The sequence below is a fragment of the Starkeya sp. ORNL1 genome, from assembly GCF_012971745.1.
Taxonomy (GTDB): Bacteria; Pseudomonadota; Alphaproteobacteria; order Rhizobiales; family Xanthobacteraceae; genus Ancylobacter.
In genome coordinates, this window is the sequence record NZ_CP048834.1 from 1,542,011 (window position 1) to 1,558,008 (window position 15,998).

Genomic DNA, 15,998 nt, shown 5'->3' on the forward strand with positions numbered 1-15,998 from the left:
AGATCATGAGCACCAATCCGATCATCGATGTCCGCAAGGTGTGGAAGCGCTTCGGCACCCATGAGGTGCTGAAGGGCATCGATCTCAGCATCAGCAAGTCCGAGGTCACCTGCATCATCGGGCCGTCCGGCTCCGGCAAGTCGACGCTGCTGCGCTGCATCGCCTTCCTGGAGGCCTATAGCGAGGGCGAGATCTATATCGAGCGCGAGTTGCTCGGCTTCTCGCTGGAAGGCGGCAAGCGCGTGCCCGCCTCGGATGCCGAGATCGCGCGGGTCCGCCGCAATATCGGCTTCGTGTTCCAGCAGTTCAATCTGTGGCCGCACATGACGGCGCTGGAGAATGTCGCCGCGCCGCTGCGCCTTGCCCGCGGCATTCCCCGCGAGGATGCGGCCAAGCGCGCCCGGGCCATGCTGGAGAAGGTGGGCCTCGCCGCGCGGGCCGACGTCTATCCGAGCCAGTTGTCCGGGGGCCAGCAGCAGCGCGTCGGCATCGCCCGCGCGCTCGCCATGGAACCGCACATCATGCTGTTCGACGAGCCGACCTCGGCGCTCGATCCCGAACTGGTCGGCGAGGTGCTGCAGGTGATGCGCGACCTCGCCCGCGAAGGCATGACCATGGCCGTCGTCACTCACGAGATGGGCTTTGCCGCGCAGGTCGCCGACAAGGTGGTGTTCATCGATCGCGGCGTGATCGCGGTGTCGGGCTCGCCGGAGCAGGTGTTCCGCCGCGACGAGAACCCGCGGCTGCGCCAGTTCCTGCAGAACTATTTCGAGCGCAACGTGTTCTGGCAGACCGCCTAAAGCGGCAGCTCGGTCGACGACTTGATCTGCTGCATGGGGATCTCGGTCTTGACGCTCTGCACGCCGCGGATGTTGGACAAATGCCGCGTCTGGAACTGCCGATAGGCGTCGATGTCCTTGGCCACGATGCGAAGCAGGAAGTCGCAATCCCCGGCCATCAAATGGCACTCCACCACTTCCGGCAGCTTGCGCACCTCGGAGGTGAAGTGATCCACGGTTTCGGTGTCCTGGCCGGCCAGCCAGACCCGCGCGAATATGGTCATTCCGAAACCCAGCGCCGCCGGGTTGAGGATCGCCACATAGCGATCGATCGCGCCGCTCTCCTCCAGCATCCTCACGCGTCGCAGACATGGCGAGGGTGAGAGCCCGACCTTCTCAGCAAGCTCGATATTGTTGATGCGGCTGTTGTGCTGCAGGGCGCGAAGTATCCGCCGGTCGATCTCGTCAATGGCTCTCGGCATGTCGGCTCACGAACCCTTGCGGCGAAGCTGCGAGGCGCTGGCATAAAATGCCAAGCTTTTCCCCGCCTCTAGCTTAGGATACCAAACTTGGCGCTTAATGGGGCAAGTTTGGGCGCAAATTGCGTACCCCGCGGCATAAATTCGACTGACGTCAATGGTCGAGAGGATGCCGCGTTGAACGAGATCGGCTTCATCGGTTTGGGCGTCATGGGATTGCCGATGGCGCGCAATCTCGCCGCCGCAGGCGCCAGGCTGCGCGTCTGGAACAGGTCACCGGAAAAATACCGTGCGCTCGAGGCGAGCAATGTGACAACCGCCGCCACCGCGGGCGAGGTCCTGCGCGCGGTCGAGGTCACGATCATCATGCTGGTGAACAGCGAGGCGATCGACGAGGTCCTCGGGCGCGGCACGAGCGATTTCGCCTCGAACATCCGCGGCCGCACCATAGTCAGCATGAGTTCGGTGTCGCCCGACTATTCCTGTGCGCTCGCCCGGGACATTGGCGATGCCGGCGGCCTCTATGTTGAAGCGCCGGTCTCGGGATCCCGCAAGCCGGCCGAGGACGCCCAGCTTGTCTGCATGGCGGGTGGCGGTCCCGCCGACGTCGCCCGCGTGAGCCCGATGCTTCGCCACATGTGCCGGGAGGTCATCGATTGTGGACCGGTGGGCAACGCGCTGCGCATGAAGCTCGCCGTCAATCTCTATCTCAACACCATGCTGGCGGGACTGGCGGAAGCCGTCCATTTCGCCAGCGAGAACGGGCTGCCGCTCGATAAATTCAAGCAGGCGATCGATGCCGGCCCGCTGGCCAGCGACCTGACCCGCGTCAAGCTGCCCAAGCTGATCCAGCGGGATTTCTCCGTGCAGGCCGCGGTGAGCGATGCCTTCGCCAGCACCCGGCTCATCGCCGACGCGGCCCGCAAGGCGGCGATGGCCACCCCGCTGCTGGACCTGAGCAGCACACTCTACGGCCGCGCTGTCGAACTCGGCGATCCCCGCGCGGACATGGCGAGTGTGGTGCGGGCGATAGAGGCCGACACCGCCCGTATTCGCGGTGCGACCGCGCAGCCACGGCCGAACGCGCGCCCGCAATCACGCTCTGGACATTGACGCGCTGGTGGAGCGCGGCATGCGGATGGGGTGCTTGCCGAAGCGATGAGCCGCCTTCAGGCAAGTCTTGCGTAGTTGTTGCCTGCCCCGATCCGAAATACGCCGGCGTCCGCTTCCTGACCTCGCTTAAAGAAGGGGCACGCGTCGCGTTGCGTCGATAAAAGGCTTATGTCTATACTTAATCGGCGTTTCAAAAGGATGCTCCGGTCCCCCTCCGGAAAGCATCGGAACGGGGAACAGGAGAGACCAATGCACATCGTCACCCGGCGTGTCGCCGTCCTGCGCGCTGCCGCGCTCGGCCTTGCCGCCACGCTCGCGCTGTCCGGCGCCGCCCATGCCGAAGACCTGCTCGCCAAGGTAAAGGCCAAGGGCGAGCTCACCGTCGGCACCGAGCTGCAGTTCGCGCCGTTCGACTTCGTCGAGGACGGCAAGCAGGCCGGCCTCAACAAGGAGCTGTTCGCGGAGATCGGCAAGGAGCTCGGCGTAAAGGTCACCTTCCTCGACCTGCCGTGGCCGAGCGTGCTGCCGGGCCTCGAGGCCGGCAAGTTCGACATGGTCGCCGGCCCCGCCACCATCACCAAGGCGCGCATGGAGCGCTACCGCTTCTCCTCGCCGATCGCCGACGCCACCGTCGCAATCCTGAAGAAGAAAGGCGACGCCTCCATCACCAAGCCCGCCGACATCGCCGGCAAGAAGGTCGGCAGCGGCAAGGCCACCGCCCAGCTGGCGCAGCTCCAGGAGTTCGCCAAGACGCTGCCGACGCCGCCGACCATCCAGGAATATGTCGACTTCAGCCAATCCTATGCCGATCTCGGCGCCGGCCGCATCGTCGCGGTGGCCAACTCGCTGCCGAACATCGCCTTCCTCGCCAAGCAGAAGCCGGACGTGTTCGAAGTGGTGGAGCCGCCCTTCGGCGCGCCGGTGTATTTCGGCTATATCGGCTCGAAGTCCGCGGACGCCAAATCGCTGATGGACGCCATCGACGCCGCCATCATCAAGACCAAGCACGATGGCCGCCTCGCCGCCTTGCAGAAGAAGTGGTTCGGCACCGAGATGAAGACCCCCGACCTGGTGACCGAAGCCAGCTTCTGATTCTGCTGCGGACCTGCAACAACAACCGTCATCCCCGGCCTTGTGCCGGGGATCTCGATTCCGGACAGTGCATCGGAGTCCGTCATGGCCGGCACAAGGCCGGCCATGACGGTGGGAATGTGGTGACCTCCGCGTTCACCCTTTCGGGGCGAACCGGGCCACGAGGTCGTAGCGCTCGCCGCGGAACAATTGCCGCACGAAGGTGATGGTGCGATCGGTGCGCGAGGTCCGCCGCTCCAGGCACAGGCACGCCGCGCCCTTCCCCGCACCCAGCGCCTTGGCGTCGCGGGCGCCGGCATTCACCGCGCTGATGCGATGCTCGGCCGCCGTCCACGGCACATGGCCGAGCAGCCAGGAACCCGGCGGCACGCTGGCGAAATCCACCTCCGCCGCCTCCGGCACCGTGGCGAGGCCGATGAGCCGGTCCTCCACCGCCAGCGGCGTGCCGTCGGCGAGATGGCGGCAGCGCAGCTCCAGCACCTCGTCGCCCTCCCGGAAGCCGGCTTGCGGCCGGTCGGCCGACGTGACCAGCCGTCGGCTGGAGCTCAGCAATTCATAGCGATAGTCGGCGCCGCGGCGCGCCACCTCGACCGCGATGTCGGGAATCTCCAGCACCGCCGACTGCATGCGCGGCTGCGCCACGAACGAGCCCGCCCGCCGCCGGCGCTCGATCAGGCCGGCGCTGGCGAGCGAGGCGATCGCCCGGTTCACCGTCATCCGCGCGCAGCCATACTGCGCCATCAGCTCGTGCTCATAGGGGATGCGATGGCCGGGATGCCAATGGCCGGAAAGGATCTTGGCCTCGAGGTCGGAACGGATGCGGTAATGCAGCGACACGCCGGGCTGGACCGAGGTCTGCAGTTTCACGGACGTTGCCACGCTGGATCCGCTCTCCGAATTGTTGGTCTGCCGAAGTGTGTCACGGAATATGTATAGACACAATTTGGTTAGCCGTGGCCCCTTGCCTGCCGAGCATGACCGGCGGCCTGATGACTCCGCGGGAATCGCTCTTATGATCGCCGCGGATCGCGATGGCGCGCCAAGCCATGACGAGGAGCGTGCGTGCCAGGATCGTCCGTCAGTTTCGTGCTGTATCTCGTTGCCGTAGGCGCCGGCGTCAGCATCGCCTTCCAGCAGATCCTCAACTCCAACCTCCGCATTGAGCTGGGCTCGCCTTGGTGGGCCGGGTTCGTCAGCTATTTCGTCGGCACGCTGGCGATGCTGGCGGCGATCATCATCTCCGGCGGGTCGTTGCTGTCGCCGAGCATGATCGCGCGCACCTCCTGGATCTCCTGGACCGGCGGCATCTTCGGCGCGGTGTTCATCGGCACGGCCATATTGATGGTGCCTCGGCTGGGGGGCGCGACCGTGCTTGCCCTGGTCGTGGTTGGCCAGATGATCGGCTCGCTCGCCTTCGACCATTTCGGCCTGCTCGGGGTGGCCCAGCACGCCGCAAGCCCGACCCGCCTGCTCGGCGCGGCATTCCTGGTGATCGGCGTGGTGCTGATCGCCCGTCATTGAGTGTGACGGCTGGATAGAGGAGCTGACGCGGCGAGCACGCCCTGGCGCCTGCCCTGTCTGACGCTACGTCCAGTGTTGCCTGCGTGCCATTCTGCGCGCCGGCCCTACTTTCGGTGGGTTGTGCCGGCGCTCAATGAGGCAAATATCGAGGGCGCCGCCCGTCCCGCCCCCAGGAGAGTTTATCGTGGCCCAGTCCGCTCTGTTCACGCCGTTCCGCGTCCAGAATCTCGATCTCGCCAACCGGATCGTGATCGCGCCGATGTGCCAGTACTCCGCCGAAGACGGCTGCATGACCGACTGGCACCTCATCCATCTCGGCCATCTCGCGCTGTCCGGCGCGGCGCTGCTGACCATCGAGGCGACCGCCGTGCTGCCGGAAGGCCGCATCACCTATGGCGATGTCGGGCTGTACAATGACGAAACCGAGGCCGCCCTTGCCCGGACCCTGGAGGGCGTGCGGCGCTGGTCGGACATGCCGATCGCGATCCAGCTTGCCCATGCCGGCCGCAAGGCATCCAGCGAGGTGCCGTGGAAGGGCGGCGCGCAGATCCCGCCGGGCACCGCCAATGGCTGGCAGACCGTGGCGCCTTCCGCCGTGCCGTTCAGCGACGGCCAGGTGGCGCCGCTGGCGCTCGATCGCGACGGGCTGGCGCGGGTGCGCGACGCCTTCGCCGCGGCAGCCACCCGCGCCGCGCGGCTCGGGTTGGACGCGGTGCAGATCCATGGCGCCCATGGCTATCTGCTGCACGAATTCCTCTCCCCGCTCTCCAACCAGCGCGAGGATGAATATGGCGGCTCGCTGGAGAACCGGATGCGCTTCCCGCTTGAAGTGTTCGAGGCGGTGCGCGGCGCATTCCCGTCCGGCAAGCCGGTGACGATACGGGTGTCGGGCATGGACTGGGTGGAAGGCGGCTGGGACATCGAGCAGACCATTGCCTTTGCCGAGCGGCTGCAGGCGCTCGGCTGCGATGCCATCCATGTCTCCAGCGGCGGCCTCTCCCCGGCCCAGCAGATCCCGGTAGCGCCGGGCTATCAGGTGCCGCTGGCCCGCGCCGTCAAGACCGTGGTGCGCGTGCCGGTGATCGCGGTGGGGATGATCAGCAGCTACGAGCACGCCGAGGCGATCGTCGCCACCGGCGATGCCGATCTCATCGCGCTGGCGCGGGCGATCCTCTACGATCCGCGCTGGCCCTGGCATGCCGCCGCCGAGCTGGGCGGCAAGGTGCGTGCGCCGAGCCAGTATCTGCGCTCCGAGCCGCGTCGGGCCAGGGGCCTGTTCGAGGCCACGTGACACTGGGCGTGCTATTTGACGAACGCGAACGCCACGAAGCCGTTAAGCTCGACAAACCCACGATGCGGAGAATGCAATGACCAAGGTCGTATATGTGATTGTCGAGCATGATGGCGGCTGGGCCTACAAGGTCGGCGACGTCTTCTCGGAAACCTTCCCGTCACACGAGGCCGCCCACGCCGCCGCCGACCGCGCGGCGCGCGAGCAGACCATATCCGGCGACACCACGCCGATCGAATATGAGGACCGCTCCGGCACCTGGCACGAGGAAACCGCGCGCGGCAACGATCGTCCGGAAACCGAGGTGAAGGACTGAGGGAGAGCCGAGGCCCATGAGACCGACGATCGCCGCTCTCCTGGCCGGCCTGCTGCTCTCGGGCGCCGTCTTCGCGGATGGCGCCCTCGCCGATCCCGCCGCCGACGAAGCCGCCATACGCGCGCGCCTCCATGGTTGGGCCGCGGCGTTCAATTCCGGCGATGTCGATGGCGCCTGCACCCTGTTCAGCGACGATGTGCAGTCCACCGTTCCCGGCACGCTGAGCGGCGACAAGAACGCGATCTGCGACCGGCTCCGCGCCGCGATCGGCAAGACCGACCGCAGGCTCAGCTACGCCGCCGACATCCACGAGGTGCGGATCTCCGGCGACCAGGCCGTGGTCCGCCTCACCTGGACGCTGAACGTCAACCGTGACGGCAAGACCGCGACCAGCACGGAGGAAGGCATGGACGTCTTCCACCGCCAGCCCGATGGCCAATGGCAGATCGTGCGCTTCATTGCGTTCACGAACCGGGACGACGATCAGTAGCGTGCATCAGGACTGATGCGCCCTGTTTCAGCATCCTTCGAGGCCGCCTGGGCGGCACCTCAGGATGAGGTCGTCTATTTTGAGTCAGGCTTCAGGGTAGGCACTGCGTTCAGGCCGAAGACTTGGCCTTCGCACTTGGCCTCAAGCCCGCTCCCGATCAGCTTACATGGCTTTCATGGTTATAAAGACCAAATTTGCGCAGGGTCGACCTCGCCGAGCTAATGTGGTGTAGATCGATCAGGTACAAGCAGTGGTTCGTCGGTTCGGTGTGTGACGTCGAACCGGGCCAAGGAGCAAGCCAAGTCATGACTGGCAGTCGCCTCGCTGACCGGCTCGCCCGCGAGATCATCGATATGATCCTCATGGGCAAGATCGATGCGAACGAACACCTGAGCACCCCGAAACTCGCCGATCTTTTCGGCGTGTCGCGCTCGCCGGTTCGGGAGGCCCTGCTGCGCCTGGAGAAGCAAGGCATATTGCTGCTGCAGCAGAACCGCGGCTTCTTCGTGCGCCAGCCGATCCCCGAGATGCCGAAGGTGGTGGAACGCAATAAGGCCGCCGAGAAGCTCGATGCGTACCACAGCGTCGCCGAGGACTGGCTCAAGGATAGCATCCCGGCCGAAGTAACCGAGCAATACTTGCGCAAACGCTACGGTCTGACGCAATCCGAGCTCGCGGCGCTGCTGAATCGCGCGATTGACGAAGGATGGATGGAACGCAAGCAGGGTTATGGGTGGCGTTTCCTGCCAGTCGCCAAGACCCCGGAGGCCTTAACCCAGATCTATAGATTTCGATCGATCATAGAGCCCGCGGCTTTTATGGAAGATACGTTCCAGCTCGACCGGCACACCTTGAAGGAGCTTAAGGGCATTCAGGAATCGCTGTTACGCAGCGAGATCGTCAATCTGCCCGCGGATCGTCTGGCGACGATCAACTCGCAGTTCCATGAAGAACTGATCCGCATGTCAGGCAACTTGTTCATGCATCAGGCATTGGTGCGCCTGAATCGGACTCGCCGGCTGCTGGAATATCGCTCGATGATCGACCGGTCGCGCATTTACAAGCAATGCGAAGAGCACCTGGCTATTATCGAACTGCTGGCGCGCGGCGCGAACCTTGAAGCGAGTTACTTCATGCGGACGCACCTTATCGGAGCGCTGGCGGGCAAGCTCGCGAGTTCGGACATTGTTGCTGACGATACGCCGAATGGCCCCGGCGCCGTTCCTGATTGACCATCCGCAGCGATTACGCGGCCATTGCAGCCCTTGGGATCGCCCGATGCTCGGCCCGGCGTGACGCCGGGGCGCACCTGCACACATGCCGAAATGCGCTTCAACTTGCCCGCTGCTCACCACGCCGGATCCGCTGTCCCGACGACGCCGCGCATCGGATCGTCGAATTAGAATTGCATTTCTCCGTGAAAATATGCTCAATTGATCGGGCGGACCTCGCTAGAAGGTCACCGGGAGCACGCCTTGCATTCTCCGTCGTCTGCCGACCCCGCCTGCCGTGCGGCTTTGGCGCCCGTGCCGTCGCAACCGGCACTGGTGCGCGGAGATATCGGCGCACTGTATTCGGGCGGTCGCCATGCCCTGGTCTGATCCCGCCGACACCGGCCCGGCCTTTCTCGCGTTTGAGGGGCGTCGACTGAGGCTGGCGCAGCTGGCCTCGGTCGCGGGTCCGCGGTTGCCCCGATTGCCGCATGTCCTGCGCATTCTTCTGGAGAACGTGGTTCGCCGGGCGGAGCAGCAGGGGCTGCCGCTCGCCGACGAAGCAGCGGCAATTCTCGGCTGGCTCACTGAGCGCACCAGCAATGCGGAGATTTCCTTCGTCCCAAGCCGCGTCCTGATGCATGACACGACCTGCGTGCCCGCACTCGTCGACATTGCGGCGATGCGCGACGCCGTCGCGGAGGCCGGCGGCGATCCCCGGCGGCTCAGCCCGATGCTGCCGGTCGATGTGTCGGTCGATCATTCCGTAGGGGTCGACCATTACGGCGTGCCCGATGCCTTCACCCACAACATGCAGCGCGAGGTCGAGCGCAACGGCGAGCGTTATCGCTTCATGAAGTGGGCGAGCCAGGCCCTCGACGGGGTGCGCGTGCATCCGCCGGGCACCGGGATCATGCACACGATCAATCTCGAGCAGCTCACGAGCGTCGCCAAGGTCGAGGTCGTCGACGGCATCGAGTGGGCGATCCCGGACACGCTGGTCGGCACCGACAGCCACACGCCGATGGTCAACGCGCTATCCGTACTGGCCTGGGGCGTCGGCGGGCTGGAGGCGGAAAGCGTGATGCTCGGCATGCCGATCGAGCTGCGCGTGCCGAATGTCGTCGGCGTGCGGCTGACGGGCAGGCTGCGCGAAGGCGTGACGGCAACCGACCTCGTGCTGCTGGTGACCCACCAATTGCGCAAGCACGGTGTTTCCGGCGAGTTCGTCGAGTATTTCGGGCCGGGCGTATCGACACTCAGCGTCGGCGAGCGTGCCGTCGTGGCCAATATGGCGCCGGAATACGGCGCCTCCTCGGGGTTTTTCCCTGCCGACGAGCGCACCATCCAGTATCTTGCCGAGATCGGCCGAACGCCCGAGAGCATCCGCCTGGTCGAGGCCTATGCGAAGGCGCAGGGGCTGTGGTTCGAGCCGCACGCCGAACCGCAATTCACCTCCATCGTCGACATTGATCTCGATACCGTCTCGACCAGCATCGCCGGTCCGCAGCGGCCGCAGGATCGCATCTCCCCACAGCAGAGCGCGGCCGTCCTGAAGCCGATGTGGCCCGCTGGCGAGGCTCCGGCCGCCATGCCGCGCACCCCGGTGGCCATCGCCGCCATAACCAGTTGCACCAACACCACCGATGTCCGGCTCGTCGTGGCGGCGGGCCTTGTCGCCCGCAAGGCCAGGCGCCTCGGCCTCAAGCCTTCCGCCTGGGTGAAGACGTCGCTGGCGCCGGGCTCGCCGACCGCGGAGACCTATCTGCGCCGGGCCGGCTTGCTGGAGGATCTCGAGGCGCTCGGCTTCGGCATTGTCGGCTATGGCTGCACCACCTGCATCGGCAATTCGGGCCCCCTCGCCCCGATGATGGCCGAGGCGATGACGCGCGAGCCCGTGTTGCCGGTCGCCATCCTGTCGGGCAATCGCAATTTTCCCGGTCGCGTCCATCGGCAGATCGAGGCCGGGTTCCTGGCTTCGCCGCCGCTGGTCGTGGCCTACGCACTGCTCGGCGATGCGAGCCTCGACATATTGAGCGACCCGCTCGGTGTATCGGTGGACGGCAGGCCCGTGCGCCTCGCCGACATCTGGCCGTCGAGCGCCGAGATCGATGCCGCCCTCGCGCTCGCTCGCGAACCCACCGATATCGCCATCGCCTATGATAAGGCGGAGGCCAGTCCGATGTGGCAGGCCATGGAAGCGCCGGCCACGCCCCGCTTCCCGTGGGACGAGGCGTCCACCTATCTCCGCAGGCCACCGTTCGCCGCCGCCCGGCTGCCGACCCGGCTTGGGCACTATATGGCCGATCCGCTGATCGTCCTTGGTGACGACATCTCCACCGATCACATCTCGCCGGCCGGGCAAATTCCCCGGCGCGGACTGGCGGGCAAATGGCTGATCGCGCATGGCGAGCGGGCGGACGATCTCAACGTCTATGCGGCGCGGCGCGGCAACTGGCAGGCGATGCTGCGCGGGGCCTTCACCAACAGCACGGTGCGCAACCAGCTGAGCGACGGGATCCCGCCCGGCGATACGGTGTTCGCGCCAACCGGGGAAGTACTGCCCTTGTGGGTCGCCGCGGGGCGCTATGCCGAGCTCGGCCGCTCGACCATCATCGTCGCCGGCGAGCGCTACGGCGCCGGATCGTCGCGCGACTGGGCCGCCAAATGCCCGGCACTGCTCGGCACGCGTGCGGTGCTGGCGCTCAGCTTCGAGCGTATTCATCGCTCGAACCTTATCGGCATGGGAATTCTTCCATTGCGACTTCCCGCCCAATTTGGCCCGGAGAAGCTGGCGCTGCGGCCTGGCGATCTGGTCGAAGTCGGCGCCGGGGCGGACACGCTCACGGCGCGGTGCACGGTGCCAATCTCGGTGCACCGGATGTCCGGCGCGGTGGAACGGTTCGAAGCCGTCGCCGCGGTCGAGACCGGGCTTGAGGTCGCGACGCTGCGGGCCGGCGGCATCATCCCGATGATGATCGAACGGGCGCTTGCCGGCGCCACGCCCACGAACGGACACGTCGAGGAGCCGTCACCATGAGCGCCACTACACAGAGTTCGCTGCCGGCAAGCGGCCCCACCCGCGATCTGGCCGACTATGTCGCTGACGTCGGCAGCTTGAATCCGCCGCCAGAGGTGATGGAGCGCGCGCGCGTCGTGGTGCTCGACACCATCGGAGCCATCGTGCTTGGCACGATCCAGCCGGCCGGACGCATTGCAAGGCAGACGCAGCTCTCACTCGCCGGCGCAGGCAGCAGCTACGTCTTCGGTACGGAGCAGCGAAGCGACGTTGCGTCCGCGGCCTTCATCAACGCGGTGCAGTGCCATGCCCACGAGGTCGACGATTCCCATTTCGCCAGCCTGACCCATCCGGCTTCGACCTGCCTGCCGGCGATCCTCGCATGCGCGGATGGAACCATGACGGCGCGCGAGGCGCTCCTGGCTCTGATCGCCGGCTACGATGTCCAGTGCCGCGTCGCCGCGTCGCTTGACCCCCGTGTCCTGCACGACCAGGGGTTCATGCCGCTCGCTCTGTGCGGCGTGTTCGGCTCGGCGGCCGTGGCGGCGGCCAGCCTTCGCCTCGACGGCGCGCGCACGATCGACGTGCTCGGGCTCGCCGGCCTGCAGGCGGCGGGCACATGGGCATGCGCGACCGACGGGACGCATATGTCCAAGGCGTTCATGTCCGGCTTTCCTGCCAGGAACGGCATCGTCTCCGCGCTCATGGCACGCAATGGTTTTCGCGCTCCGCAGCAGATATTCGAAGGCCGCGACGGCATGCTCAGCGCCTTCGGCAAGAACTCCGATCCGGCCCTGCTGACCAAGGATCTCGGCAGCTATTTCGAGATCATGGGCACCAGCATCAAGCGGCATGCCTGCGGCGGGCCGATACGCGGTGCCGTCGACGCCCTTCTCGATATCATCAAGACCCACGCGGTGCGGCCCGAGCAGATCGCCAGGATCACCGTCGAGCTCGCCGTATCGGCGTGCGTCATCGTCGACAGCCGCGACGATTCCACCATCAATCTGCAGCACGTGATGTCGGTTGCCGCGCTCGATGGCGTTGTCGGCGTCGCGCAGCATGAGCCGGAGCGGGTGGCCGCGGAAGACGTCCGGGCGATGCGCGGCAAGGTCGTCCTCATCCGCAGCGAAGAGTTCGAGAAGGTCTGGCCGACCGTGCGGCCGGCACGGGTCACGGTTACGCTCGCGGATGGTGTGGAACACACCTCCTATGTCGAGCACGCCGTCGGCTCCCCGGCCAATCCGCTGAGCTGGGACCAGACGTACGAGAAATACTCCAACACCACCAAGGATGTTTTCACGCCCGCCGACGCCCGGCGCATCGCCGACCGGGTGTCGTCGATGGAGACGGCCCGGGACCTCGACGAATTGCTCGTCGACCTCGCCCGCTCCAGCCTCGACCGCGAAGCCTCACCCGGGGTCGCCGTGCCCGCAGCTCACGGCTCGGTGCGGGCGGCCGAGACCCCGCTCGTCGTGCTGCAGGGCGTCAACAAGCACTTCGGCGCGACCCACGCGCTGAAGGACATCGATCTGGAAATCAATCGCGGCGAGGTCGTCGTGGTGATCGGCCCTTCGGGTTCGGGCAAGTCGACGCTGTGCCGGACCATCAACCGGCTGGAGACCATCACCAGCGGCACCATCAGCATCGACGGCGTTCCGCTGCCGCTCGAGGGCAAGGAGCTGAACCGTCTGCGCTCCAACATCGGGATGGTGTTCCAGTCGTTCAATCTGTTCGCGCACAAGACCATCCTGGAGAATGTGATGCTGGCGCCGACACTGGTGCGCCATGTATCGCGCAAGGAGGCGGAGGCGCGCGCGCTCGAGCTGCTGGCGAAGGTCGGCGTCGAGGATCAGGCGCGCAAAATGCCGGCCCAGCTCTCCGGCGGACAGCAGCAACGCGCCGCCATCGCCCGCGCGCTGGCGATGAAGCCCGAGGTCATGCTGTTCGACGAGCCGACCTCGGCGCTCGACCCGGAAATGATCAATGAAGTGCTCGATGTCATGCAGGCGCTCGCCGCCAGCGGCATGACCATGGTCGTCGTCACCCATGAGATGGGCTTTGCCCGCAAGGCTGCCGACCGGGTCGTGTTCATGGATGAGGGGCGCATCGTCGAGGAGGCCGCACCGGAACAGTTCTTCAGCGCGCCGAAGACCGAGCGGGCGCGCAATTTCCTGTCGAAAGTCCTGCACCACTAAAAATTCCTGCACCACTAAAAATAAAGAGGAGGAACGCCATGAAGAGCAGAAGCATTACCGCACGAAGTGCCGCCATGACGCTGCTGGGTGTCGCCCTTGTCGGGACCGCGCTGTGCGGCGAGATATCCAGCGCAGCGGCGGACACGAAGCCGAGCTTCCCGGCTGGCTCCACGATGGAGAAGCTGGCCACGGCCGGCAAGATCAGGGTCGGCGTGAAGTTCGACCAGCCCGGCCTCAGCCAGAAGAATCTCAGGGGCGACCTCGAAGGCTTCGACATCGAGATCGTGAAGGTCATCACCGAGGGTCTCGGCCTGAAGCCCGGCGACATCGAATGGATCGAGACCTCGTCCAGCAACCGTGAGCCTTTCCTGCAGCAGAACAAGGTCGACATGGTCGTGGCCTCGTACGGGGTCAACGAGAAGCGCAAGAAAGTCGTCAGCTTCGCCGGGCCCTATGTCACCAACGGCCAGGACGTCATGGTGCGGAAGGGCAATCCCACGGGCCTCAAGGACGTCACCAGCCTCGCCGGTCAGAAGACCTGCGTCATCAATGGCAGCGAGGGCCAGGCCGCGGTCGAGAAGTACTCGCCGCAGGCCGACATGGTCGGCTTCGACGTCATCTCCAAGTGCCTGTCGGCGCTCAAGAACGGCTCGGTCGTCGGGGTCGTGACCAACACCCACATCCTTGCCGGTCTGGTGGCAAAGGATCCGCAGGACTTCGAGTTGCTGAACCAGCCTTTCGCCGCCGGCACCTGGGGCATCGGCATCGCGCACGGCGACACTGCCTTCTGCAAGTTCATCGACGACCAGCTCACCAAGGCCGCGGGCGACGGCGTCTATGAGAAGGCCTGGGCCGACACCGTCGGCAAGGGCGGGTTGACCTTCCGCCCGCTGCCGCCGCTCGAACCCTGCGCCTGAGCCATCCATCGGCGGCGCGCTCTGCGCCGCCCTCACGAAGTGGAGCACCACCGGCGTCATGACTGCTGTCCTCGACAATATCGGCCTGCTCTGGACCGGGTTCTGGACCACGATCCTGCTATCCGTGTTGTCGGGGGCGGTGGCGCTTGTGCTCGGCACCATCGTCGCGGGGATGAGGGTCTCCCCCGTGCCGCTGCTCCGCGCCATCGGCGCCATCTATGTCGCCGTGGTCCGCAACACGCCTTCTACGCTGCTGTTCTTCTTCGCGGCGTTCATCCTGCCCGAGCTGGGCGTCCAATTCTCCTATTTCGTCTTCGCGTGGATTGCGCTGTCGATCTATTACGGCTCGTTCTTCTGTGAAGTCGTGCGCTCGGGCATCAACTCGGTCTCGGTCGGCCAGGCCGAAGCGGCCCGAGCGCTCGGGTTCAATTTCACGATGACGCTGGGCAACGTGATCCTGCCGCAGGCGCTGCGCACCGTGGTGCCTCCGCTCATCAATACTTTCATCGCGGTGGTCCGGACCTCGGCCATAGCAGGCGCGTTCGGCGTGGCGGAGCTGTTCGCGATGATGAACCGGCTGGCCAACAAGGAGAGCCATGCCGTGCTGCTCATCCTTGCCGCCGTCGCCGTGCTGTATCTCCTCATCACCATCCCGGCGAGCCTGCTGGCCGAGTTCCTCGAGCGGAAGGCGGCATTCTCGCGATGAGCAATGTTCTCTACGATACGATAGGTCCGCGCGGACAACGCAAGGTCCAATGGTGGACGGCGGCGATCGTCGTCGCGTTGGCGGCTATATTTTATGCCGTTTACCACCGGCTGGAGCAGCGCGGGCAGGTCTCCGCGGAACTGTGGTCGATCCTGCTCAACCGGGACCTGCAACTGCTCCTGCTCGAGGGGCTCGTGGCCGCGCTCAAGGCGGCGGCGGTTGCCACGATACTTTCGCTGCTCGCCGGCATGGTGCTGGCAGCGGGGCGGATATCGGAGCACGCATGGGTGCGGCTGCCGATACGCGCCTGGATCGAAGTGTTCCGCAGCGTACCGCTGCTGCTGCTGATCTTCTTCGTCTATCTCGGCGCGCCGGCAATCGGCATCAATGTCCCGACCTTCTGGTCGCTGGTGATCGGCCTCGCGCTCTACAACAGCGCCATCGTCGCCGACATCATCCGTGCCGGCCTGCTCGCGCTGCCGCGCGGCCAGCGCGAGGCGGGGCGCGCGCTCGGCCTCAGCCGCAACCAGACGCTCAGGGTCATTCTCATCCCGCAGGCGGTGCGCCAGATGCTGCCGACGCTGGTGAGCCAGATGGTGACCGTGCTCAAGGAAACGGCTCTCGGTTTCATCATCGGCTACACGGAATTGCTCCGGAACGGTCGGGTGGCCGTGGAGTTTCTCGGCGGCGACTACGCCATCCCGGTCTATACCGGCGTCGCCGTCATCTACATCTCGATCTGCCTGTTGCTGTCGTTGCTCGCCACCGAGCTGAGCCGGCGGACCGCCGCCCGCGGGCCTTTGAGGCCGCCGCATACGGGTGGCTAGGAAAATCCAGAATCCCCTGAAATGACGAAAAATCGGGAG

At 65.9% G+C, this 15,998-nt stretch carries 15 protein-coding genes and 1 pseudogene; 14 read left to right on the top strand and 2 right to left on the bottom strand.

Translation table 11 applies throughout. The features are described 5' to 3' along the window. Positions 1-5: 5 nt before the first annotated feature. Entirely contained in the window at positions 6-800 is a 795-nt protein-coding gene (locus G3545_RS07505) for an amino acid ABC transporter ATP-binding protein (RefSeq protein WP_281411710.1), read from the top strand. Here the strand turns inward: G3545_RS07505 and G3545_RS07510 are convergent. Next, positions 797-1,261 (bottom strand): Lrp/AsnC family transcriptional regulator, encoded by a 465-nt coding sequence (locus tag G3545_RS07510; protein WP_170011307.1) that lies wholly within the window; start codon positions 1,259-1,261, stop codon positions 797-799. The two genes, G3545_RS07505 and G3545_RS07510, sit on opposite strands and share 4 nt — an antisense overlap. 174 nt (positions 1,262-1,435) lie before the next feature. Between G3545_RS07510 and G3545_RS07515 the strand changes: the two genes are divergently transcribed. Next, positions 1,436-2,371: an NAD(P)-dependent oxidoreductase gene (locus G3545_RS07515; protein ID WP_246702733.1), complete on the top strand. Its 936-nt coding sequence runs from the start codon at positions 1,436-1,438 to the stop codon at positions 2,369-2,371. A 249-nt stretch (positions 2,372-2,620) separates the two neighbouring features. Continuing rightward, positions 2,621-3,463: a transporter substrate-binding domain-containing protein gene (locus tag G3545_RS07520; protein ID WP_170011309.1), complete on the top strand. Its 843-nt coding sequence runs from the start codon at positions 2,621-2,623 to the stop codon at positions 3,461-3,463. Between the two features lie 135 nt (positions 3,464-3,598). Here G3545_RS07520 and hutC read toward each other — a convergent pair whose 3' ends face one another. Next, entirely contained in the window at positions 3,599-4,330 is a 732-nt protein-coding gene (gene hutC / locus G3545_RS07525) for a histidine utilization repressor (RefSeq protein ID WP_170011311.1), read from the bottom strand. A gap of 195 nt (positions 4,331-4,525) precedes the next feature. Between hutC and G3545_RS07530 the strand changes: the two genes are divergently transcribed. The 11 genes and pseudogenes from G3545_RS07530 to G3545_RS07575 all read left to right on the top strand — a co-directional run bounded on the left by G3545_RS07530 (position 4,526) and on the right by G3545_RS07575 (position 15,959). Further along, complete coding sequence (locus G3545_RS07530; RefSeq protein ID WP_170011313.1) at positions 4,526-4,984, top strand: DMT family transporter; 459 nt, start codon at positions 4,526-4,528, stop codon at positions 4,982-4,984. Between the two features lie 184 nt (positions 4,985-5,168). Next, a complete protein-coding gene (locus tag G3545_RS07535) occupies positions 5,169-6,275 on the top strand; it encodes an NADH:flavin oxidoreductase/NADH oxidase (RefSeq protein WP_206151397.1) in 1,107 nt (368 codons plus the stop codon). A gap of 76 nt (positions 6,276-6,351) precedes the next feature. Next, entirely contained in the window at positions 6,352-6,591 is a 240-nt protein-coding gene (locus G3545_RS07540) for a DUF2188 domain-containing protein (RefSeq protein ID WP_170011317.1), read from the top strand. A 16-nt stretch (positions 6,592-6,607) separates the two neighbouring features. Continuing rightward, positions 6,608-7,081, top strand: a complete 474-nt coding sequence (locus tag G3545_RS07545) for a nuclear transport factor 2 family protein (protein WP_170011319.1) — start codon at positions 6,608-6,610, stop codon at positions 7,079-7,081. Between the two features lie 305 nt (positions 7,082-7,386). Beyond that, positions 7,387-8,313, top strand: a complete 927-nt coding sequence (locus G3545_RS07550) for a GntR family transcriptional regulator (protein ID WP_170011321.1) — start codon at positions 7,387-7,389, stop codon at positions 8,311-8,313. A 355-nt stretch (positions 8,314-8,668) separates the two neighbouring features. After that, positions 8,669-11,332, top strand: a complete 2,664-nt coding sequence (gene acnA, locus G3545_RS07555; RefSeq protein WP_170011323.1) for an aconitate hydratase AcnA — start codon at positions 8,669-8,671, stop codon at positions 11,330-11,332. Next, positions 11,329-12,645, top strand: a pseudogene (locus G3545_RS29635) (MmgE/PrpD family protein); the annotation flags it as partial. The gene acnA and the pseudogene G3545_RS29635, both read left to right, overlap by 4 nt. A gap of 114 nt (positions 12,646-12,759) precedes the next feature. After that, a complete protein-coding gene (locus tag G3545_RS29640) occupies positions 12,760-13,509 on the top strand; it encodes an amino acid ABC transporter ATP-binding protein (RefSeq protein WP_246702872.1) in 750 nt (249 codons plus the stop codon). A 38-nt stretch (positions 13,510-13,547) separates the two neighbouring features. Further along, on the top strand, positions 13,548-14,426 hold the full coding sequence (locus G3545_RS07565) for a glutamate ABC transporter substrate-binding protein (RefSeq protein ID WP_170011327.1): 879 nt from the start codon (positions 13,548-13,550) through the stop codon (positions 14,424-14,426). 58 nt (positions 14,427-14,484) lie between these two features. After that, positions 14,485-15,132: an amino acid ABC transporter permease gene (locus G3545_RS07570; RefSeq protein ID WP_170011329.1), complete on the top strand. Its 648-nt coding sequence runs from the start codon at positions 14,485-14,487 to the stop codon at positions 15,130-15,132. Continuing rightward, a complete protein-coding gene (locus G3545_RS07575; RefSeq protein ID WP_170011331.1) occupies positions 15,129-15,959 on the top strand; it encodes an amino acid ABC transporter permease in 831 nt (276 codons plus the stop codon). Before G3545_RS07570 ends, G3545_RS07575 begins: the two co-directional genes overlap by 4 nt. The last annotated feature ends 39 nt before the right edge of the window (positions 15,960-15,998 follow it).